Below are 21,680 nucleotides of genomic sequence, written 5' to 3'. Positions count from 1 at the left end.
TATAATAATGTGGTTCTTTTTTCTTTTGAACTATTTAACCTAGTAAACTTATAGTATTTGTATAATGATGGGTTGCTATTATTTCCAATAAAAGTTAATATATTAAAAACAGAAAATTCAGTTATAAAGGGAGGAAGGCAAAATGAAGTTACAAAAAGTATGGGTGATATTATTATTCTCTTTTGTCCTCATAATGGCTGCATGCAGTAATGAAGAGGATACATCTACAGATAGTTCGGCCGATTCTAAAGCCGAAACGGATGCTGGTAAAGATACAACTACAGAGAATGCGGCATCAGAAGGTGGCGAGCTTGTGATTGAAGTCCTTTCAGAAGCAGTTGAATTGGATCCGCACGGCTCAAATGATGTCCCTTCCTCAAATGTACAACGCAATATTTTCGAAACATTAGTTGTACGTAATTTTGATACTGGAGAAATCGAACCTCTATTAGCCGAGTCGTGGGAATATCTCGATGATTTAACACTGCAATTAAAACTTCGCCAAGGGGTAAAGTTCCATGATGGAACAGATTTCAATGCGGAAGCGGTTAAAGTGAATTTAGACCGTCTGCTTGATCCGAATATTGCATCACCTCGTCTTTCTAACTTTGAACCAATTAAAGAAGTAATCGTTGTCGATGACTATACAGTACAAATTAAAACAGAAGAGCCTTATGGACCGTTGCTGTTTGCCTTAACACATCCTGGCGGCAATATGATGAGCCCTGCGGTTATTGAAGAAGATTATAAACGTATGGAAAGTGGGGGTGAAGCACGTGCGTACGGAAATGAAAATCCGATCGGCACTGGCTTCCTGAAGTTAGAAAAATGGACACCAGGTCAGGAAATTCGTCTTGCAAAAAATACAGAATACTGGGGCGAGCAAGTAGCCTATGATTCAGCCGTATTTAAAACAGTACCGGAAAGTGCAACACGGGCAGCTGATTTGGAAGCAGGCTATGCTCACATTATTGACCCTGTACAACCAACAGAAGTACCGCTTGTCGAAGGGTTTGCCCAAGTAGTAAAACAGCCTTCTGTTTCCATTTCATATTTAGGCTTCAATACAGAAAAAGCTCCATTCGATAATCCGAAGGTTCGTCAGGCAATTTCAAAAGCGCTTGACCGCGAAGCTATTTTAAAAGGTGTTTACGATGGCTTTGGTGTGCAGGCATTCGGGCCACTATCACCAATGGTATGGGGATATAACGAAGAAGTGGCGAAGCAGGATACAAATATTGAAGAAGCAAAGAAACTGCTAGAAGAAGCGGGCTTCCCAGATGGATTTAAAACGACAATATGGACAAATGATAACCCGCAACGCCAGCAGATTGCGATTATCCTGCAAGAAACGTTAAAGCAGCTCAACATAGAGGTGGAAATTGAAGTAATGGAATGGGGCGCTTATTTAGAAAGAACATCTAAAGGCGACCATGATATGTTCATGCTTGGATGGGCTCCGTCTACCGGAGATGCGGATGGGGCACTATACCCGCTATTCCACACGTCTGATATCGGTAACAACAACCGTACACGTTATAGCAATAAAGAATTAGATGAGCTATTGGAAGTCGGACGCATTGAAACAGACGAAACGATTCGCATGGATATTTATAAACAGGCACAGGATATTATTATTACTGAAGCACCTGCAGCATTTATCCACCACCAAGCTTATTTAACAGGCTATGCCAATAGCGTTACAGGCTTCTCAATCGATGCTACTGGAATTTATCAGATTCAAAACGTGAAAATTTCACAATGATTTAATAAGTACTGTTCACAAACCAGGCTATTTGGTTTTGTGGACAGTATTTTTGTTTGGAAAATTTATTTATAATAAGGCTGACAATAGTGAAGGGATTGAAAACGATGGAGCCAATCAGAAATATATTACCTCCAATTGTGGATGGAAAAACTAAAGTGCTTATCCTTGGATCGATGCCAGGAAAACAATCACTGGAAAAGCAGCAATACTACGGCAACCGACGGAATCACTTTTGGCCGATTATGGGAAGGCTTCTAGCAAACGAAATTCCGGAAGACTATAACGAAAGAATTGCACTTCTTCGTAAACATCGTATAGGGCTATGGGATTCGATTGAGAGCTGTGAACGTGAAGGAAGCCTGGATGCAACAATAAAAAATGAAGTACCGAATAACTTTTCGGAACTGTTTAAAAAATATCCGCAAATACAGCTTGTCCTATTTAATGGCGGGAAAAGCTTCGATGTTTTTAAAAGACATACCGGACTCGAAGTATTGGACGGACGGGCGTATAAAAAAATGCCATCAACAAGTCCAATTCCAGGGAAGAATATTAAAACCTTTGATGAAAAAGTTGAAATATGGAGCATCGTGCTGGATTATTTATTTTAACGAAAAGTCTTAGCTGTTGATTGATAGCGCAATGCCATCTTATTCGGTATGATAAATACAAACCGTAGTAAAGGGGAATTAATTATGTATCGTGTAGCTGAAGATTTTGTAAAAGATTGGGCGATTTCATCAAAAGGTGCATTGAAAGTAATGGAAGCTGTTCCAAATGACAAAATGCATATCGCCATCGTAGATGAGCACAATTCATTAGGATGGTTATCGTGGCATTTAGTAAGTGTAGCAGGCGCATTCGGCCATTTTGCAGGATTGCAAATTCCGGGTCCAGGTCCTGATATGCCACAGCCAGAAACAATGGCTGAAATTATAGAGAAGTATGAAATGGTGCGCGAAGCGTATAAAAAAGAAGCGGCAGCATTAACAGAAGAACAGCTTTTAGAAGAAGTACCTGCTTTCGGCGGTATGATGAAGCGCGGTGAATTACTTCGCACAGTGATTACACATCAAACACATCATGTTGGTCAAATGACAGTATTACTTCGCCAGGCGGGCTTAGCAGTGCCTCCGGTAATGGGGCCTACAAAAGAAATGCAATAAGAAATAAGCCCCGAACATGTTTCGGGGCTTATTTTAAAAAAAGATGTCCAAGTTTAAGTTGGACATCCGGTATAATTATTTCAAGAAAAAATCATAGCTATTTTTTGCAAGTAATGTAATCGTGACGATGATGAAAAGGACACGCACATAGCCGCTTCCACGCTTAATTGCAAACCGCGAACCGACAATCGCTCCGACAATTTGGGCGGCCCCCATAATCAAGCCATATGTATAATTGATTTGCCCTAAATAGATAAACATTAAAAGCGCTCCAATATTACTCCCGAAATTAAGGAGTTTTGCATTACCAGCTGCCTTTAAAAAATCATAGCCAACCATCAGAAATGCAAATATCAGGAATGACCCAGTACCAGGACCTAAAAACCCATCATAAAAACCAATCAGTGAAATCACTAAGAAAAATAACAGATACTTTGTCTTTGAAAGTGATTTGACCGCTGAAATACTGCCCCAATCTTTTTTGAAAATTGTATAGACAGCTACTGCTGCCAGCATAATCAGCATTAAAGGTTTCAACAAATTTGGATCAAGTAAATGGACAATCCAAGCCCCGATCATCGAGCTAATAAAAACCCATGGAAAATACTTCATGACAGATTTAATATCCAGCTTTCCAGACCGATAAAAGGTAATAGTACTCGTTAAGGAACCCATTGTCCCGGCGAGTTTGTTTGTTGCAACAGCTGCAGAGGGACTTAGCCCTGCAAACATTAATGCAGGCAGTGAAATAAGGCCGCCGCCTCCCACAACCGAATCGATAAATGCTGCTAAAAAACCAAAACAAATTAAAATAATAACTAGTTGTGGGTCTAACTCAAATCCCATAAAAGAACCCTTCTTTCTTCACATAGAGCAATACACTCATGCTATCGAAAATTAGGAGTAGTGTAAATAGTTAAAATTATGATTTAATTATAATAAGGTAATATATCAGTATAATGGAAACGGAGAATACAAATGAAGAATTATCAATTTTTACTGTTTGACCTAGATGATACATTATTGGATTTTAAAGCGGCAGAAAGGTTAGCCTTGCCGAAATTATTTGAAGCACATCAGTTACCATTAACGCCTCAAATCGAAGCTGTTTACCGAGAAATTAATACGGGTTTATGGAGCTCGCTTGAAGAAGGGCTGATTACTCGAGATATTTTAATGGAAAACCGTTTCGGCAAGACATTCGAGCATTTTGGCGTCGAAGTGGATGGCAGGGTATTGGACGCGGAGTACCGTGTTTATTTAGCAGAAAGTAAAGTGTTTGTTGAAGGTGCATTGGAGCTAATTCAAACATTGGCACCTGAATACGAATTGTATATTACATCGAATGGATTGGCGGAGACACAGATAAAACGCCTCCAAGTAACAGGGTTAGCACCTTATTTTAAGCAAGTCTTCGTTTCCGAAAATACAGGCTATCAAAAACCGATGAAGCCATTTTTTGATTATGTGTTTGAACGGATTCCGAATTTCGACCCGAACAAGGCGATGATTATCGGTGATTCCTACAGTGCAGATATTATCGGGGGCGCAAATGCCGGCATCGATACATGCTGGCTTAACCCGTTTAATGCAGTACCAGCAACAATTCAGCCAACTTATGAAATACAAAAGCTGGCTCAACTTTTACCGATTTTAAACAGTAATAAAGCCATTAATCCACAGCCATTAGGAATTTAATAAAGGCATTAGTACTATATAAAATGAAATGCGATGATGCAGGCAAGGAGTGAGCGCAATGACCTTATTTATACTGGTCGTCCTAATTGCGATTATAGGTTACTTTATATTTAAACTATATAGTCATGACAATACAACATTTTACCAATTGACCGGCTATTCGTATTTTGACGTCCTTATGAACAAAAGTGTCCGAACATCCTATCAGATTGTAAAAGAGCTGGAGCATGTTCAAGGTACAAAAAAAATAATGGTGAATCTACAACTTCCTGTACACAATGAAGTTCAAACTATTGACGCTCTTTTACTTCATGAATCAGGAATTTATGTAATGAATGTGAAAGTGAAATCAGGATGGATTAATGGACGGGAACAGAGCTTCGAATGGATTGAGCTATTACATAAAAATCAGAAAAAAGTATTTAATAATCCAATCCATGAAACAAAACGTTTGACCCATATATTAAAAGACAAGCTGCCGGAAGTAGATGGCGAACTTTTTGAAACAATGGTAGTTTTTACGAATGATTGTTCATTCCAGCAGATTGAAATTCATTCTGCCAATGTTGAAGTGCTGAAAATCGCGGAATTAAAGAAATGGGCAACAACAATTGAAGGAAAACGTTTATCAGATACAGAGATTGAAAATTTGTACGCAGTATTAGAAAACTTTATGCATGGGAAAAATACGACATTACGTTCAAAGACTGTCAAAACCGCAAATTAATAAGACAGAAGCAGAGTAGTTTTTCAACTTTGCTTTTTTTATGGGAAAAATATATAAAAAAATCCAAAATTTTATTAACTTTTTGCTCTCTTAATACGTCTAATAAATATAAGAGGAAAGGAGGGTAGTAGAATGGGCAAAAAAATAACAGTGCTCAGCATATTATGTGGAATATTAATAGTTGTCGGATTTCGTCTATGGATTGATATTCCGTCAACTTATGCAAGTAATAAAACGGTCGCGGTGAATGCTACTAATAATAAGCCATCATTCTCCAATGATTATATAAACAAGCCATCCGGCAGCTTAAATAAAATGATGCCGTATTATATGAATGACGGAGGGTTACCGGGCAGAAATTGTACAACATACATAAAGGTTGAAAATATATTGGATAATAAGGAGGCCGATGTTGTACAAGAAAATGACCAACAGCAAAAACCAGCTGAACAACAGGCCAGTCATAAAAGAATTGCACTTACGTTCGATGACGGCCCCCATAAAAATGTGACCGATCAAATTTTAATGACACTGCAAAAGTATGAAGTGAAAGCAACCTTTTTTATGCTTGGTCAAAACGTTGCAAAGTATCCAGATATCGTGAAAAAAGCGGATGATTTTGGTCATGAAATTGCCAATCATACATGGAGCCACAAAAACTTAACGAAGCTAAACGCACAACAAATGCGGGCGGAAATCGACCGGGCAAACGAGGCGATTTGTGATGCGACAGGAAAGACGCCTACGATGTATCGTCCACCGTTTGGGGCATTGGATGATAAAGTACGGGAGTCGATTGATTTAACGCCAGTGCTATGGAATATCGATACACTTGATTGGCAGCATAAAACACCTAAAAAGACATTGGCGAATTTAAAAGCACAAGCAAAGGACAATGGCATTATTTTGATGCATGATATTCACCAGCAATCCGCAGACGCATTAGAGGATGTCATATTGTATTTGAAAGAAGAAGGCTATGAATTTGTGACAACGAGCCAACTATTATAGATTGAAAGTATTTAAAGGGAGTAGTGACCACTATTTCCTTTTTTTATTTGAATGAGTTTATGGTACGATACTAGCGAACACATATGAAGGAGGATCCATAATGGGTCTATTATCAAAACGAGCGTTAAGTATTAAGCAGTTTCAATTCAATAGTCGACTTTTTGCTTGTCCTATTTGTAAACAGGAAATAGAAATAAGTAATGAAGGGAAAATGAGCTGTCTATCGAATCATACATTTGATGTGGCAAAACAAGGCTATGTTTATATGTTAAACCGTCCTGTCCAGTCCATGTATGGAAAAGAATTATTCGAATCTCGCCATACTTTCATTCAAGCAGGAATCTATGATCGGTTACAAGCAGCAATTGCCCGGGAAATCACGGTAGAACGACCGGTTATTTTAGATACAGGTTGTGGCGAGGGATCACATTTACAACGTATTTGCCAACAGCTTGATCGCCCTGTCGGTGTAGGAATCGATATTTCAAAAGAAGGGATAATCGCAGCGGCAAAGTATAATGGCGAGCAGCTATGGTGTGTCGGTGATTTAGCGAATAGTCCATTCAACGAGCAATCTTTTGATGCGATTTTAAATATTTTATCCCCTGCAAATTATGATGAATTTAAGCGGCTATTAAAGCGAGGCGGCAAAGTAATTAAAGTCGTGCCACAGGAAAATTACTTAAAAGAACTGCGTAAACAGGCCTTTGCAGATTCGGAAAAGGAAAGCTATACAAATGTCCAAACTGTAGAGCGTTTTAAAGCAAGTTTTTCAAAAACAGAAGTTAAAAGAATTACGTATACAGTACCGCTTCAAGCACATTTAGTACAAAATCTGCTTGAAATGACACCGATGGGCTGGCATATTGACGATAAAGAAAGTATTCAATTACAGGAAATTACAATTGATGTAGATTTATTAATTGGAATGGAGTGATCGTAGATGAAGAAAATCTTAGTATTAGGCGGGACACGATTTTTTGGCCGTAAATTAGTGGAGCTTTTATTGGAGCAGAAGCAAGAAGTAACAATTGTCACACGCGGAATGTCGGAAAACCCTTTTGGCGATGCAGTGGAGCATATTAAAGTCGATCGTAAAGATACAGCGGCATTTGAGAAAGCATTGGAAAACCGTACTTTTGATATAGTGTATGATAATATTTGCTATTCTCCAAACGAAGCAAAGCAGCTGTGCGATCTGTTTAATGGAAAAATCGGCAAGCTTGTTTTCACATCTACATTAGCTGTATATGATGCAGATGGCAAGCCGCATTCTGAAGAAGATTTCGATCCGACTTCATATGGCATCATCATGGGGGACACACATGAATTTACGTATGGTGAAGGAAAGCGTCTGGCAGAGGCGGTATTTTTTAAATTTGCCGAGTTTCCTGTAGTCGCAGTTCGTTTCCCAATCGTAATGGGAGAAGATGATTATACGCGCCGTTTACATTTCCATATTGAGCGCATAATTAATAAGGAACCGATCGGATTTTTAAACATGGATGCGGAAATGTCCTTTATTCAGGCAACGGAAGCGGCCCAATTCTTACAGTGGGCAGGTAATGATAATGTGGAAGGCCCAATTAACGCGACAGCAAATGGTGTCATTTCTTTAAAAGACCTCATTTCTCTTATTGAAGAAAAGTCAGGCGAACGTGCCAAAATAGCGTTGCTTGGGACAGAGGAAATCCGTTCACCATACGCCATTCCCGCAACATGGTATATGAGAAATGACAAGGCGGAGCAATTAGGATTTCCGTTCAGCCAGCTTGAAGATTGGCTGCCTCCATTAATCGAGCAAATTGCAGGAACTACGGCGAAACAGTAGTCATTGAATGAAGGTATTACTTTCAATTAAAATAAAGTGAGATTAACGATAAGGTAGGAATGAAACGTGTATAAATTTATTGCAAGAGTTGTATATGGAATTTTAGGGGTTAACGGGTCAAAGGCAAAGGTATATGGGAAAGAAAATATACCGAAAGAAGGCGGCTTTGTCGTTGCCTGTACACATAATGGCTATATCGATATTTTGAACCTGGGGATTTCCATGCTGCCAAAAGAAGTACATTTTATGGCTAAGAAGCAACTATTCGATGTGAAAGGATTAGGCTGGCTAATATCGAGATTGAATGCATTCCCGGTGGATCGTGACAATCCGGGACCAAGTGTTATTAAAATCCCTCGTCAGCTTATTAAAGAAGGAAAAGTAGTCGGAATCTTCCCGAGTGGAACGAGAAGTTCTGAAAACTCGGAATTGAAAGCCGGCGCAGTGACGATTGCTCAGCTGGCGAAGACGGAAATTTTGCCGGCTGCTTATATCGGTCCGAAAGATGCGAAAGGTGTTTTCAAACGTCAAAAAGGCTATTTAATTTACGGAAAGCCATTTACGGTTGGCTCAGGAAAAGAAGGCCGTGAACAATCCGTTCAATTTTTGGAAGATGAGCTGAACCGATTAACAGAGCATTTGAAAGAAATGCACCCGGAAGTAAAATAACAGAAGCTGCGCGGAATCTTTCGTGCGGCTTCTTTATTAGGAGTGGAAAATAGAGATGAAGCAAGTACTATTCGTATGTTTGGGCAATATTTGCCGTTCTCCTATGGCAGAAGCTGTTATGCGTGATTTAATCGCTAAACGCGGTTTAACGGATAAAATTACAGTCGACTCAGCCGGCACGAGCAATTACCATATTGGAGAACCCCCGCATAAAAGGACGATGGCGAAATTACAGGAATACGGAATTATGACAACAGGCATGCTTGCAAGACAGTTGCGCACTTCCGATTTAGACAGCTTTGACTACATTGTCTGTATGGATGAAAGCAATGTGAAAAACACGATTGAAATGCTTCGCGCAGAAGCAGATGCAAAGGTATTCCGTTTCCTTGATTTGACGTCACATCAAAAAGATGTTCCGGATCCTTGGTATACAGGGGATTTCCAGGAAACGTACAATCTATGTTTAGAAGGCTGCGAGGCATTGCTGGAAAAAATTGAAGCGGATTTATAAGGAAAAGCGAAGTGGACATAATCCGCTTCGCTTTTTTATTATTCTTTGGCTGTTTAACTAATGTTATTTTCTACTGACTGTTATAAGAAGCACTGTTAAGGGTAATTATATGGCAAAGTATGTAAAGATTCATATGGAGGGAATAGCAATGGATGTGAAGGGAAGACGTAAAAGCAGCAATGTGGAAGATCGTCGAGGGATGAGTGCCGGGAAAATCGGCGGAGGTCTTGGCGGTGTCGGGATAATTATTGCCATTATTTTTACATTGCTCAACGGTGGAGATGCAGGGGATGTTGTTTCGGAAGTATCAAAGAGCATTACGCAAAACGGTGCAACTTCTGAAAACTATGAACCGACCGCTGAAGAAGAGGAACTGGCTGAATTCGTTTCTGTAGTACTTGCGGATACAGAGGATATATGGCAACAATTGTTTGCTGATAATGGGCTGACCTACGAAAACCCGACGCTCGTATTATTTACGGATAGTGTAAGTTCCGGATGCGGGATGCAAAGTGCTGCGGTTGGACCGTTTTACTGTCCGGCAGATTATAAGCTTTATATAGACTTAAGTTTTTATAAAGAATTAAGAAACCGTTTTGAAGCACCGGGTGATTTTGCGATGGCCTATGTAGTCGCACATGAAGTTGGACACCATGTTCAAACATTATTGGGCACTTCCGGACAAGTACATGCGTTGAACGGAAAAGTATCTCAAGCCAAGTACAATGAAGCAGTGAAACGGCTGGAATTACAGGCGGACTACTACTCGGGTGTATGGGCACACCATGTCCAGGACAAGGGCTATTTGGAAGAAGGCGATTTTGAAGAGGCTTTAACTGCAGCAAATGCTATTGGAGACGATACATTGCAGATGGAAGCGCAAGGCTATGTCGTTCCGGAAAGCTTTACACATGGTACAAGCGAACAACGGATGCGCTGGTTCAAAAAAGGCTATAATGCCGGAACACTCCAAGGCGGCGATACATTTAACTTAGAGGCTTCCCAACTATAAACGTGACCTATAGCATAGAAAAAATGCTATAGGTTTTTACATTTTTTTTAGACAGAGTAATTTAAAATCATTTCAAGTTTATGTATAATAAATAAGTTAAATATATTTTTTCGTTTTTAAATAACGTTACTAATAGAGTATGAAAGAGAGTGAACAAAATGGGTCGTAAGTGGAATAACATTAAAGATAAAAAGGCTGGGAAAGACGCAGCAAATAGTCGTATTTATGCTAAATTCGGTCGTGAAATTTATGTAGCAGCAAAATCAGGTGAACCAAACCCGGAATCTAACCGTGCACTAAAAACAGTTTTAGAACGTGCGAAAACTTACTCTGTACCAAAACATATTATTGAAAAAGCAATTGATAAAGCAAAAGGCGGCGGCGATGAGCAATTCGATGAGTTACGCTATGAAGGTTTCGGTGTAGCAGGAACAATGGTAATCGTTGATGCATTAACAAACAACGTAAACCGTACAGCTTCTGAAGTACGTGCAGCATTCGGCAAAAATGGCGGTAACATGGGCGTATCTGGTTCAGCGGCGCATATGTTCCAAAATACAGCTGTATTCGGAATTGAAGGTAAATCAGAGGATGAAATTCTTGAAATTTTAATGGAAGCTGATTTAGATATGCGTGACATTATGGATGAAGAAGGCACAATTATCGTTTATGTTGAGCCTGAACAATTCTATGCTACACAGGAAGCATTTAAGGATGCAGGCATCGAGGAGTTTACTGTAGCAGAATTAACGATGCTGCCAATGACAGATGTTGCTTTAACTGGTGATGATTTAGTGAAATTCGAAAAAATGATTGATGCATTGGAAGATTTGGAAGACGTGCAACGCGTATACCACAATGCTGATTTAGGCGAATAAAAAATGTAAGCCCAAAGATGATTCTTTGGGCTTTTTTTGTGCTTCCAATCTATGCTGGAAACTAATGGGTAAGTGATAGTTCTATTTACTTATTATTCATTAATAATATATAGTATTCATTAAAAGACATTGCTTTTAATTAATCTTTAATTCAAAATAAATTTAACAATTAAATATTATATTAGGAGATTAAATAGGCTATGAAAAGAATGGATAAATTAGGTAGTAGAATCATATTGATGATTGGCATTATTTTCGCCGTTATTTTACTATTAACAGTTATTATGCTTCAATTTAATTCCGCGCGTTCAGTTCAGTCATCAGTGAAAGAACGTACGATAGAAGTAGCTAGTAATATCGTAAATTACATAGATGTACAAAAGTATGAGCAGCTTATTGAAGAACCAGAGGAAAATGCAACATATTGGGAATTACGTGAACAGTTAAATGAATTACGCGAATACAATGGTGTCATGTATGCCTATACCTATTTTGTACCAGAAGAAAATGGGGAAGTCACGTTTTTAGTTGATGGCATGCCGGCAGATGATACTGAAAATGCCGGGAAGCTGGGTGAGGCATCGGGTTCTACAAAGTACGAGCATATTGAGCGTGTTATTGAAGACGGTCAATTTGCATCAGACCTTCTAAGCAGTGATTTTGGTAAATATATTACAGGTATTGTTCCGGTTAAAAATGATGCAGGAGAAACGATTGCCTATTTAGGTGTTGATATTGATGCATCGTATGTTTCTTCGTTAACAGAGAATGTAGCAAAAGAGATTGTCCCAATTATTGCGCTCATTTTCATTATTATTTTTATAGCAGCTTTAATCGGTATTTATACTTATATCCGTCGAGCGTTATCCCCATTACAAACATTGAATAAAGCAGCAGAAAATCTAGCGTCAGGTGATATTGTTGAATCACAGGCTATGTTGGATAAGCTGAATTTTAAAACAAATAATGAAATCACAGCATTCGCAAAAAATTTCCAAAGCTCGCTTGTCGAGTTATCAGCTACTTTCCAAGTATTGAAGGAACGTACAGATGGGCTGGGAGAAGTAGTCGATCTAATCGAAACATCTACAGAACGTGTGAACACATCAAATGAAAAAATGGTGGAAAATATCGCCACGATTTCACACAGCGGGACATTACAGCAAGTAAGCAATAATGAAGTAAATGCTGCGATGAATGAAATGGCAATCGGCATTCAGAAACTGGCCGATACATTTAATGAAATTGCTGAAATTTCTTCCGATATGACGAGCCTTGTAGAAGATGGTGCACAAAGTTCCGGTAAGGTAGTTGACCAGATTCAAGGAGTAGAAAAATCGGTAGAAAATACGGCTGTGCTTGTGAAAGAAATGGGTGAAAACTTCCACTCGATTAAAGAAATGGTGACAGTCATTACGAATATTTCGGATCAGACGAATTTACTGGCGCTTAATGCAGCAATTGAAGCAGCACGTGCCGGAGAAGCCGGAAAAGGATTTGCGGTTGTAGCCGATGAAGTGAAGAAGCTTGCTGAAATGTCCCGTACATCCGCGGAGGAAATTTCGGGTCATCTTCAAAAATTCTCGCATATTACTGACCGCTTGCTAGTTGAGATTGATATGACGACAACAGATGTCAAAGAAGGAACAATGGCAGTTGGCGAAATTGGTCAACGCTTAGATCAAATTTTAAATTCTGTATTGAATGTCAACAATCGAATTCAGGACGATTCAGCAGTTGTTGAGCAAATGTCAGCAGGTGCAGAACAAATTTTAGCTTCGACCGAGGAAATGAGTCGTTTAGTAAATGATACTTCCGACTATGCAAAACATTTGGCTCTTGCTTCTGATGAACAAACACTCGTAGTCGATGATTTAACTAAAGCGGTTGAAGAATTGGATAACCATTCACAACAAGTTGTTTTGGAAATGAATAAGTTTAAAATATAAAGACTGGCATAAGCAGCAGAGACCTTTTCTCGGCTGCTTATTTTTATGTCCATTAACCTAAAATAAAGCTGGATAAATATTCTGAAAATAATTGCAATTTCTGCCATAATCATAAATAATAAAAGAGGGAATTTCGAATTCCGAATGAAATGAACAGATGGGGTGAATGAGTTTGGTAACATTTAAAGACTTTGATTATAAACGTCCGGATTTAGAACAAATGAAAGAACAGACAGCTGCATTATTAGAGGAATTTAAAACTGCAACTACTGTAGATGAACAAAGCGAAGTTATCGAAAAATTAAATGCGATTCGCAACACATTTTCTACAATGGCTAATATCGTCTATGTACGTGCATCAATCGATACAAATGATGAATATTACCAAAAAGAGCGTGACCATTTCGATGAAGTAAGCCCAATGGCAGATGAGCTTGTATTCAATTACTATACGGAACTAGTGAAGTCGCCATTCCGTGCACAACTGGAAGAAAAATGGGGTACGCAACTATTTGCATTAGCTGAAAACTTATTAAAAGGTTTCTCTCCTGCAGTAATCGAGCTTATGCAAAAGGAAAACAGATTAACGTCTGAATACAGCAAGCTCGTTGCTTCTGCTCAGATTGAATTTGACGGCAAAACATTGACGCTGGCACAGCTGGGACCATATGCGGAATCGACAGAACGTGAAGTACGTAAAGCGGCACGTGAAGCGAGTGCGGATTTCTATGCTTCAAACAAAGAAAAGTTCGATCAGATTTATGATGATTTAGTGAAGCTTCGCCATGAAATAGCGACAAAATTAGGCTTCAAAAACTATGTAGAACTTGGCTATGTCAATATGAACCGCGTTGACTACAATGCAGAGATGGTCGCAAAATTCCGCGAACAAGTGCGTGAAAGTATCGTGCCGCTTGCAACAAAACTGTATGAGCGCCAAGCAGAACGCATCGGTGTGGAAGACTTTAAATTCTATGATGAAGGCTTAACATTCTTAACAGGAAATGCCGTACCTCAAGGTGACCCGCAATGGATTATCGATAACGGTAAAAAAATGTACGAAGAACTATCTAAAGAAACAGGTGAGTTCTTCAACTATATGATCGAGCATGACCTCATGGATTTAGTTGCGAAAAAAGGTAAGGAAAGCGGCGGATATTGTACGTTTATCGAAGACTACGAATCACCGTACATCTTCTCGAACTTTAACGGCACATCTGGAGATATTGATGTACTGACACATGAGGCAGGACATGCATTCCAAGTGTATTCAAGCCGAAATATTGGGATTCCGGAATACTTATGGCCGACATATGAGTCAGCTGAAATCCATTCTATGAGTATGGAATTCTTTACATGGCCTTGGATGGAGTTATTCTTCGAGCACCAAACAGATAAGTATAAATTCTCGCATTTAAGCAGCGGGTTACTATTCTTGCCATACGGTGTAGCAGTCGATGAATTCCAGCATGTCGTATATGAAAATCCGCAAATGACACCGGCTGAGCGCAATGCTGCCTGGAAGGAAATCGAGGCGAAGTATTTACCGCATCGTAATTATGACGGTCATGACTATTTAGAATCAGGAGCTTTCTGGCAGCGACAAGGCCATATCTATTCATCTCCATTCTATTATATTGACTACACGTTAGCGCAAATTTGTGCATTCCAGTTCTGGAAACGTTCACGCGAAGACTTTGATGGTGCCTGGAAGGACTATCTGCATTTATGCAGTCTTGGCGGGTCATTTGCCTTCACAAAACTTGTTGAGGAAGCGGGCTTAATCTCGCCATTTGACGACGGCTGCGTGGAATCAGTTGTAGAGACAATCGAAGACTATTTAAATTCAATTGACGATAAAAAGCTATAAAATTTAAGAGGTTTGATTCGCAAATATTATTTTGCGAGTCAAACCTTTTTTATTTTTTGTATTTTATGAAGCTTTATGGCATGCTAAAACGTACATAGTTATAGTGAAAATTAAAAGTAAAAGAAAGTTTGAGAAAGAGAGTGAGCCGATGACTAGAAAACTGTGGTTCCAAGTTGGCGTAGGTATACTTATTACATTATTAATTATCAAATATTTTATTGAAATCCATTCTATTTTTAATCCGATTATCATAATTTTTACGACAATCCTTGTACCGTTATTACTCGGTGGGGTGCTCTATTATATTTCGGAGCCGTTGCAGCGTATATTGGAAAAACGGGGAATGCCGAGATGGGGAAGTTTAATAACGATTGTTCTTATAATTGCGGGTTTATTCGCGAGCTTTCTGATTTTGGTTGGTACTCCAATTGCCAACCAAGTAAACAGACTTGTTGAAAATGCACCGACAATCGCGAAGGATATTGAAGAAGCAGCAGATTTTATTTTAGATAATAAGGAAAATATTCCGATGCTGCCACCGCAAGTAGAAGAATTTATAGGATCTGTTACCAATTCGATACAAGACATTGCTGTCACAAGTAGTAAATACCTTGTTTCTTTCTTAAGCGGGGCAGTAACCGTCACATTAACATTAGTATTAGCGCCATTTTTCTTTATTTTTATGTTGAAAGACCATGAAAAATTCGCTCCCCAAATTTATGGTATATTTTCCGGGGAACGTCGCACATGGGTGAAGAAAACTTTAGAAGACATCGATAACGTATTGAGAAGCTATGTACAAGGACAAGTATTGGTCAGCTTTTTACTCGCAATCATGATGTACATTGGCTATTTAATCATTGGTTTAGAATATTCATTATTACTTGCTTTGTTTGCATTTTTCATGAATATGATTCCATTTATCGGTCCGTGGCTATCCCTTGTACCGGCAGTGATTGTAGCACTTCTTAATAATCCGTTTGACGTTATTTGGGTTGGTGTTGTAACGCTAGTCGCACAGCAAGTAGAGAGTAACTTGATTACACCGAATGTTATGGGGCGATCTTTGGATATTCACCCGTTGACAGTAATTTCGATCGTATTGGCAGCAGGAAATATTGCAGGCTTTATTGGAATTTTAATTGCCATTCCTACGTACTGCGTGATTAAAGTAATCGTCCAAAATATTTATGAAGAACGCAAACAAATTAAAGAGACTGCCAATAAGACGGTATAACCTATTTTGTATTGCTAAATTGCGGGGCATATGTGATAAGCATATGCTTCGCTTTTTAAATTGCGCCGGACACGGTATACTTAATAATTGAAAAGACATTTAAAAGGAGCAGACAATGCTAACATTTGAACAAAAACAAGAAATTATCGAATCATTTCCTCAGTTGACGAAAAAGGAAATTTCATTAAAACGTGTGAATTATCATTTTGAAGGAAGCCTTTACGAAAAATCGATTGTTGTAGAAAAGTTGCATCCAAACGGCAATGGCTTTGTTTTCGTAGGTGACTTACTGAAATATGAAAAAGAAGCGGGCGACAACGGGCTAGTCAACATTCGTGACTACAACGAGGAAGCGTTACGTGAAATAGTGCGCGACTCAATCAACTATTTATCTGAAGAAGAAGAAGAGATTTTACCGATTGTCGAGACATGGACATCGCGTGAAGGAACGAAACTAGAGCTGGAGTTTAATGATCGTTCTTGGAATATTTATCATCAAGGAAATTTAGAGGAATCTTTCGGTACGCGCGAAGACGCTGTCGCTTATTTACGTGAAGAAGGTTTCCGACTTTCAAAATAGAAAAGTGAGGGAATTGAAGAATGACACAACAGAAATCATCGAAAGAAATGTCCGGAAATAAAATGGTCAAAATTATCGTCGGCACAATTTTAGTGGCATCCATTGTTATTGTCATTGTAATTCAAGCATTTTACATGTTGTGGGAACCGAAAGATCCGAAACAAATTGAGTTGAACAAAAGTGAAGAGTCGAGCGATGTAAATTCAGTTATGCTTCCGTTTGAAGAGCAACTGTATTTAGGTTAGGCTGATTGCTTCGATTTCTAAATCCTTTTCGTCGGCATTGCGGCGGAGGGATTTTTTGTTTGGGGTTGTGTGGCGGTGGGCGGTTGATGGTTGTGGTGGTTTTCTAATAAACAGGTGGAATGTTCTAATATATTTTAATATGTTCTAATATAAGTTCGATTTTCTAATATCTTTGCTTAATGTGCTAATAAGTGTTCGAGATTTTCTAATATAGTGGATGGATGTGCTAATATCCTGCCAAGTTGTTCTAATATATGCGCAAGATATTCTAATAAACTCAAAACCGGTCACCCGGAACCCCTTTAATAAAAGGAAAAGCAGCATCACCGTTACCCGTTTCATCCGGTTTTCTAATAAAAGCTACGGAAGTTCTAATATCCCCGACAATTGTTCTAATAACAGAAATAAAAACAGCCGCCCAGCCCATGTCCAACAGGCCGGACGACTATTTATTGATCACTATCTCGTATTCTTCCTAAACGGCAGCCACCAGTTCCAGTCGCCAAACAGCTTCATGAAACTTGGAACGAGCATCAGGCGGATGATTGTTGCGTCAATGGCAATCGCAATCGCAATACCGACCCCGATTTGCTTTACGGGCATAACATCCGTAAATGCAAACGCGCCTGTAATGACAATCATAATAAGCGCTGCCGATGTAATGATTTTACTTGTCGAGACAAGTCCATCGACCGTTGCCTTTGTATTAGTTGCCCCTTTTAAATACTCTTCCTGAATACGGGATATTAAAAATACTTCATAGTCCATACTTAAACCGAACACTAAGCAGAAGGTCAGCACCGGAATAATCAACACAATTGTCGTCGCTTCCAAACCAAAATGCCCATACTGGAAAATGTAGACAAGGATACCGAATGTCGCACCTAAGCCAAGGATGTTCATTAAGATCGCTTTCAGCGGAATTAAAATCGAACGGAACGCAACCATTAAAATAAAGAAGGTAGATACAATGATGATTGAAATGGCAATGAGTACTTTGCCGGCAATCTCATCAAAGATTTCCTGATTGAACTTCGCTTGACCGGACAAAGCGAAATTGACCCCTAAGTCTTTTTCACTCCAGTCGCGCACAAAATCCTGAGCTTCGAATGAAGAGCCTTCTGCATTTAAATAAGCGACCATATACATTTTATCTCCCTGAATAAAGTTTTCCGCCACTTCATCCAGTGCACCAGGTGCTTGCGGGTTGCTGTTTGCCATTTCCCACATTTCAACAGACTCAATATTGGCTACAGTAAACATTGATGTTACACGATCGACAAGAGGGTCATCCAACAGCTGCTGCTGAATATCGAATATTTTCTCGCGTCCTTCTGTCGAATCCCAATCACCGGCATCTTCATTTTCTGCCAGAAGGAATACCGGTGTATTATCGCCAAGCCCAAACTGTTCATCTAGCGTATCAAATGTTTGGCGCGATTCATATGATTCCGGCAATGATTCCGTAGAAGGGATAGTTAACTCGATATCTTTTATCGGCACCATTGCAACACATAACAAAAGGATGGCCACAACAATAATTGTGACAGGTCGTTTCATGACAAAGGCGGCGAATTTCTGCCAACGAGAGGCAGTCGGTTTTATTCGGAAAACACGGCCTTTATTTAAACGGTCACCAAGAAGCATCAATGTTGCCGGTAAAAGTGTAATACCTGTTAATACAGCCAACAACACAACTATTGATCCGCCAAGCGCGATATTCATGAAAATTTCCACATCAATTACGATCATTGCACCAAGACCGATCATGACACAAAGTGCTGAGAAGATAATCGATCGTCCGGCTGTTTGGATGGCAATTTGAACAGACTGCTCAATCGATTGTGTATTGCGTTCTTCACGGTAACGATTAATAAGCAGCAATGCAAAATCAATACTTAAAGCCAACCCAAGCATTGGGACAATATTTAATACGAAAATAGATAAGTTCACACCGTCTCCTAAAAGAGCCAATAGACCAAGTGTAATGACAACCGTGGCACCGCCAACTAAAATCGGCAGTAAAGAAGCTACGATCGTACCGAATGCTAACAATAAAACGATTAAAGCAATCGGAAGACCAATCGTTTCTGCTTTAATTAAATCATTTTGACTTGCGACATTAATATCCTTTGAAATAACTGGTTCACCTGTAATGGAAATGCCGTTGTTTTCGCCGAGCTTTTCACGCAGCTCATCGATAATAGGGAAGTAATCATCCACCGAATTATCAAACTCCAGCATCCCATAGGCATAGCCGTCTTTATTTAACTCTTCGACACCTACAGGAGATGTTATAGTTTGAATTTCTTCAATTGTTTCTAAACTTTCAAGGGTAGACGAAATTTCCTCATCTGTTTTATTTTCGAACAATACAAAAATCGTTTTTGCGGGTAAATTGAATGTATCCGATAGTTCGTTCGTTACATACGAGTGGTCACCATCATAGAAAAACCCATCCCCTTGAAGTTTAGAAGGGAGTTGAAGCGCAAAAAATGCTAGAACAACCAATATTGCACACCATAGTAGAACAATCGGTTTTGCAAATTTTGTAATGAATGCTGCGAACTGTTTCATAAATTACCGCCTTTCTTTTTCCATAAATACAGTGTAATGGATTCGTAGAAAAAAAGAAAAGAGGGAGGTTTGTCCGAAAAAAATTTCGGAAAATACCTGCCCTCTTTATTAGAAGAATAGATTTAATACTGTATAAATAATCGCTGCCATGACAGCAGAAATAGGCATTGTAATAATCCAAGTAGTGACTATTTTACGAGCCATACCCCAGTTTACGCCTTTAACATTTTGAGCTGAACCAACACCCATAATTGCAGAAGAGATAACATGTGTTGTTGATACAGGCAAGTGAATTAACGTTGCACCGAAAATGATGGATGCAGAAGCAATATCCGCAGCTGCACCGTTTACAGGACGGATTTTCATAATTTTGCCGCCAACTGTTTTAATGATTTTATAACCGCCGATTGATGTACCAAGACCCATTGCTAAAGCACAGGCGAAACGTACCCAACCTTGTACATCATCCGTTGTTTGCCAATTTGCAGCAATAAGCGCCATCGTAATAATACCCATTGCCTTTTGAGCATCGTTCGTCCCGTGGGTAAAAGATTGAATGGCAGCAGTGAAGATTTGCATAATACGGAAACCTTTATTTGTTTTATATAGGTTCATATTTTTAAAAATGAATTTCATTAATGTCATCATTAAGTAACCGGCACAAATCGCAATGATTGGTGATGCTAATAAAGCAATGATGATTTTTGTGAATCCGCTATAGTTTAAAACCCCGACTCCAGATGCTGCAATGGCAGCACCTGCAATCGAACCGATCAATGTATGAGAAGAACTCGATGGAATTCCAAAATACCAAGTGACTAGGTTCCAAGTGATTGCCGATAATAGAGCGGCTAAAATAACAACAGAACCGATTAATGGTGCATCTGGTGTAGATAATGAAAATGGATCAACAATATCGGAAGCAATTGCTTTTGCTACTCCAACGAATGTAATGGCACCTAAAAAGTTCATAATGGCTGCCATGATTACCGCTACTCGAGGAGGTAGGGCACGTGTTGAAACGGATGTTGCAATCGCATTTGCAGTATCATGAAAACCATTAATGAAGTCAAATGCAAGAGCGAAAAAGACTACTAGGACGGTAATGATAAGTAGTGTATTCATTAAAAGGACCCCTCATTAATTACGCGTTACGCATAATAATTGTTTCGATTGTGTTAGCAACTGTTTGACAGTAGTCGGCAATTTCTTCTAACTGCTCATAAATATCTTTGAATTTAATTAGACGAATAGGATCTTTTTCGTTTAAAAACAGCTTTTTAATAGAAGAACGTAAAACTTCATCACATTCACGCTCATAATCTTTAATTAAAATTGCGTGCTGGCGCATCCCAACAAGATCTTTTTTATTTAATAGTTCCATCGCTTTAACGATTTCATCAGTTGATTTAGCGATATATGCTAGGAAATCGCGCATCGATTCATCGATTTCTGTTAATGAAAACATTTCGAAATGTGCAATCGTACCTTCTGCGCCATCTAGCACATCATCCATACGAATTGCTAAGGATAAAATATCTTCACGCTCGATAGGCGTCATAAATGATTTATTAAGCATGACGATTAATTCATGAATTAATTTATCACCCGCTGTTTCGTATTGTTTCATACGAATGCTGATTTCCTTTAAGTCTGCAACCGTTTCAATGCGGAAATCATTTGCATAATGGATACCTTCACGCATATTTTCAGCAATTTTCAATAAGGCTGAGAAAAACGGATCTTGCTTCTTTGAACTAAACATGGAATTGCCTCCTGAATATATATAATTAAAATAATTTTAAAAATTAACCTCAATTATCATAACAAAAACTTAAAAAAATCTATACAAATTTTACTCTAACCCTATCAATCTTTACAATTCTGTAACAAAAGAAAATGGTGAATAAGTAATTGAAATTAGTCGAAAGATAGAAAAAATATAACA

General features: G+C 38.9%; 21 protein-coding genes. 17 read left to right on the top strand and 4 right to left on the bottom strand.

The annotated features are described in order from the left end of the window. Window positions 1–142 precede the first annotated feature (142 nt). From ABS917_RS12775 to ABS917_RS12765, 3 genes are all read left to right on the top strand, one after another. Window positions 143–1,765, top strand: a complete 1,623-nt coding sequence (locus tag ABS917_RS12775; RefSeq protein ID WP_350479330.1) for a glutathione ABC transporter substrate-binding protein — start codon at window positions 143–145, stop codon at window positions 1,763–1,765. A gap of 107 nt (window positions 1,766–1,872) precedes the next feature. Next, window positions 1,873–2,379 (top strand): DNA-deoxyinosine glycosylase, encoded by a 507-nt coding sequence (locus ABS917_RS12770; protein WP_350479329.1) that lies wholly within the window; start codon window positions 1,873–1,875, stop codon window positions 2,377–2,379. 84 nt (window positions 2,380–2,463) lie between these two features. Then, a complete protein-coding gene (locus ABS917_RS12765; protein ID WP_350479328.1) occupies window positions 2,464–2,934 on the top strand; it encodes a DinB family protein in 471 nt (156 codons plus the stop codon). Window positions 2,935–3,009: 75 nt separating this feature from the next. On the opposite strand, the gene ABS917_RS12760 is transcribed toward ABS917_RS12765, so the two are convergent. Further along, window positions 3,010–3,780: a TSUP family transporter gene (locus ABS917_RS12760; RefSeq protein WP_350479327.1), complete on the bottom strand. Its 771-nt coding sequence runs from the start codon at window positions 3,778–3,780 to the stop codon at window positions 3,010–3,012. Window positions 3,781–3,912: 132 nt separating this feature from the next. Here ABS917_RS12760 and ABS917_RS12755 point away from each other — a divergent pair, with 132 nt between their 5' ends. The 14 genes from ABS917_RS12755 to ABS917_RS12690 all read left to right on the top strand — a co-directional run bounded on the left by ABS917_RS12755 (window position 3,913) and on the right by ABS917_RS12690 (window position 17,155). Continuing rightward, complete coding sequence (locus tag ABS917_RS12755; protein WP_350479326.1) at window positions 3,913–4,632, top strand: YjjG family noncanonical pyrimidine nucleotidase; 720 nt, start codon at window positions 3,913–3,915, stop codon at window positions 4,630–4,632. A 58-nt stretch (window positions 4,633–4,690) separates the two neighbouring features. Continuing rightward, on the top strand, window positions 4,691–5,359 hold the full coding sequence (locus ABS917_RS12750; protein ID WP_350479325.1) for a nuclease-related domain-containing protein: 669 nt from the start codon (window positions 4,691–4,693) through the stop codon (window positions 5,357–5,359). Window positions 5,360–5,491: 132 nt separating this feature from the next. After that, window positions 5,492–6,370 (top strand): polysaccharide deacetylase family protein, encoded by an 879-nt coding sequence (locus ABS917_RS12745; RefSeq protein WP_350479324.1) that lies wholly within the window; start codon window positions 5,492–5,494, stop codon window positions 6,368–6,370. Window positions 6,371–6,470: 100 nt separating this feature from the next. Then, window positions 6,471–7,307, top strand: coding sequence for a putative RNA methyltransferase (locus ABS917_RS12740; RefSeq protein WP_350479323.1), 837 nt, complete (start codon window positions 6,471–6,473; stop codon window positions 7,305–7,307). A 6-nt stretch (window positions 7,308–7,313) separates the two neighbouring features. Then, window positions 7,314–8,201 carry an NAD-dependent epimerase/dehydratase family protein gene (locus ABS917_RS12735; protein ID WP_350479322.1) on the top strand — a complete coding sequence of 296 codons (888 nt, stop codon included), beginning with the start codon at window positions 7,314–7,316 and terminating at the stop codon, window positions 8,199–8,201. Between the two features lie 66 nt (window positions 8,202–8,267). Then, entirely contained in the window at window positions 8,268–8,870 is a 603-nt protein-coding gene (locus ABS917_RS12730) for a lysophospholipid acyltransferase family protein (protein ID WP_350479321.1), read from the top strand. A gap of 55 nt (window positions 8,871–8,925) precedes the next feature. After that, a complete protein-coding gene (locus tag ABS917_RS12725; RefSeq protein WP_350479320.1) occupies window positions 8,926–9,384 on the top strand; it encodes a low molecular weight protein-tyrosine-phosphatase in 459 nt (152 codons plus the stop codon). Between the two features lie 148 nt (window positions 9,385–9,532). After that, complete coding sequence (gene ypfJ, locus ABS917_RS12720; protein WP_350479388.1) at window positions 9,533–10,396, top strand: KPN_02809 family neutral zinc metallopeptidase; 864 nt, start codon at window positions 9,533–9,535, stop codon at window positions 10,394–10,396. Between the two features lie 158 nt (window positions 10,397–10,554). Continuing rightward, the gene (locus ABS917_RS12715; protein WP_350479319.1) at window positions 10,555–11,274 is read left to right on the top strand and encodes a YebC/PmpR family DNA-binding transcriptional regulator; all 720 of its coding nucleotides are present in this window, start codon (window positions 10,555–10,557) and stop codon (window positions 11,272–11,274) included. A gap of 200 nt (window positions 11,275–11,474) precedes the next feature. Then, window positions 11,475–13,223: a methyl-accepting chemotaxis protein gene (locus tag ABS917_RS12710; RefSeq protein ID WP_350479318.1), complete on the top strand. Its 1,749-nt coding sequence runs from the start codon at window positions 11,475–11,477 to the stop codon at window positions 13,221–13,223. A 166-nt stretch (window positions 13,224–13,389) separates the two neighbouring features. Beyond that, window positions 13,390–15,093: a M3 family oligoendopeptidase gene (locus tag ABS917_RS12705; RefSeq protein WP_483316065.1), complete on the top strand. Its 1,704-nt coding sequence runs from the start codon at window positions 13,390–13,392 to the stop codon at window positions 15,091–15,093. Window positions 15,094–15,241: 148 nt separating this feature from the next. Continuing rightward, window positions 15,242–16,330 carry an AI-2E family transporter gene (locus ABS917_RS12700; protein WP_350479316.1) on the top strand — a complete coding sequence of 363 codons (1,089 nt, stop codon included), beginning with the start codon at window positions 15,242–15,244 and terminating at the stop codon, window positions 16,328–16,330. A 115-nt stretch (window positions 16,331–16,445) separates the two neighbouring features. Continuing rightward, window positions 16,446–16,910, top strand: a complete 465-nt coding sequence (locus ABS917_RS12695) for a hypothetical protein (RefSeq protein WP_350479315.1) — start codon at window positions 16,446–16,448, stop codon at window positions 16,908–16,910. A gap of 20 nt (window positions 16,911–16,930) precedes the next feature. Next, on the top strand, window positions 16,931–17,155 hold the full coding sequence (locus ABS917_RS12690) for a hypothetical protein (protein ID WP_350479314.1): 225 nt from the start codon (window positions 16,931–16,933) through the stop codon (window positions 17,153–17,155). A 459-nt stretch (window positions 17,156–17,614) separates the two neighbouring features. Here ABS917_RS12690 and ABS917_RS12685 read toward each other — a convergent pair whose 3' ends face one another. The 3 genes from ABS917_RS12685 to ABS917_RS12675 all read right to left on the bottom strand — a co-directional run bounded on the left by ABS917_RS12685 (window position 17,615) and on the right by ABS917_RS12675 (window position 21,497). Next, a complete protein-coding gene (locus tag ABS917_RS12685) occupies window positions 17,615–19,732 on the bottom strand; it encodes an MMPL family transporter (protein WP_350479313.1) in 2,118 nt (705 codons plus the stop codon). A gap of 108 nt (window positions 19,733–19,840) precedes the next feature. After that, complete coding sequence (locus ABS917_RS12680) at window positions 19,841–20,857, bottom strand: inorganic phosphate transporter (RefSeq protein ID WP_350479312.1); 1,017 nt, start codon at window positions 20,855–20,857, stop codon at window positions 19,841–19,843. Window positions 20,858–20,876: 19 nt separating this feature from the next. Beyond that, window positions 20,877–21,497, bottom strand: a complete 621-nt coding sequence (locus tag ABS917_RS12675; protein ID WP_008405849.1) for a DUF47 domain-containing protein — start codon at window positions 21,495–21,497, stop codon at window positions 20,877–20,879. Window positions 21,498–21,680 lie beyond the last annotated feature (183 nt).

This window comes from Solibacillus sp. (assembly GCF_040273735.1).
Taxonomy (GTDB): Bacteria; Bacillota; Bacilli; order Bacillales_A; family Planococcaceae; genus Solibacillus.
This window is presented reverse-complemented; position numbering and strand designations above follow the sequence as displayed.

Bases quoted from the DNA above. Each gene is read 5' to 3' on its own strand.
- ABS917_RS12725 (WP_350479320.1), top strand. From the start codon at position 8,926: ATGAAGCAAGTACTATTCGTATGTTTGGGCAATATTTGCCGTTCTCCT.
- ABS917_RS12705 (WP_483316065.1), top strand. From the start codon at position 13,390: ATGAGTTTGGTAACATTTAAAGACTTTGATTATAAACGTCCGGATTTA.
- ABS917_RS12700 (WP_350479316.1), top strand. From the start codon at position 15,242: ATGACTAGAAAACTGTGGTTCCAAGTTGGCGTAGGTATACTTATTACA.
- ABS917_RS12675 (WP_008405849.1), bottom strand. From the start codon at position 21,497: ATGTTTAGTTCAAAGAAGCAAGATCCGTTTTTCTCAGCCTTATTGAAA.
- ABS917_RS12755 (WP_350479326.1), top strand. From the start codon at position 3,913: ATGAAGAATTATCAATTTTTACTGTTTGACCTAGATGATACATTATTG.
- ABS917_RS12685 (WP_350479313.1), bottom strand. From the start codon at position 19,732: ATGAAACAGTTCGCAGCATTCATTACAAAATTTGCAAAACCGATTGTT.
- ABS917_RS12735 (WP_350479322.1), top strand. From the start codon at position 7,314: ATGAAGAAAATCTTAGTATTAGGCGGGACACGATTTTTTGGCCGTAAA.
- ABS917_RS12715 (WP_350479319.1), top strand. From the start codon at position 10,555: ATGGGTCGTAAGTGGAATAACATTAAAGATAAAAAGGCTGGGAAAGAC.
- ABS917_RS12750 (WP_350479325.1), top strand. From the start codon at position 4,691: ATGACCTTATTTATACTGGTCGTCCTAATTGCGATTATAGGTTACTTT.
- ABS917_RS12760 (WP_350479327.1), bottom strand. From the start codon at position 3,780: ATGGGATTTGAGTTAGACCCACAACTAGTTATTATTTTAATTTGTTTT.
- ABS917_RS12695 (WP_350479315.1), top strand. From the start codon at position 16,446: ATGCTAACATTTGAACAAAAACAAGAAATTATCGAATCATTTCCTCAG.
- ABS917_RS12690 (WP_350479314.1), top strand. From the start codon at position 16,931: ATGACACAACAGAAATCATCGAAAGAAATGTCCGGAAATAAAATGGTC.
- ABS917_RS12775 (WP_350479330.1), top strand. From the start codon at position 143: ATGAAGTTACAAAAAGTATGGGTGATATTATTATTCTCTTTTGTCCTC.
- ABS917_RS12770 (WP_350479329.1), top strand. From the start codon at position 1,873: ATGGAGCCAATCAGAAATATATTACCTCCAATTGTGGATGGAAAAACT.
- ABS917_RS12710 (WP_350479318.1), top strand. From the start codon at position 11,475: ATGAAAAGAATGGATAAATTAGGTAGTAGAATCATATTGATGATTGGC.
- ABS917_RS12680 (WP_350479312.1), bottom strand. From the start codon at position 20,857: ATGAATACACTACTTATCATTACCGTCCTAGTAGTCTTTTTCGCTCTT.
- ypfJ (WP_350479388.1), top strand. From the start codon at position 9,533: ATGGATGTGAAGGGAAGACGTAAAAGCAGCAATGTGGAAGATCGTCGA.
- ABS917_RS12765 (WP_350479328.1), top strand. From the start codon at position 2,464: ATGTATCGTGTAGCTGAAGATTTTGTAAAAGATTGGGCGATTTCATCA.
- ABS917_RS12740 (WP_350479323.1), top strand. From the start codon at position 6,471: ATGGGTCTATTATCAAAACGAGCGTTAAGTATTAAGCAGTTTCAATTC.
- ABS917_RS12745 (WP_350479324.1), top strand. From the start codon at position 5,492: ATGGGCAAAAAAATAACAGTGCTCAGCATATTATGTGGAATATTAATA.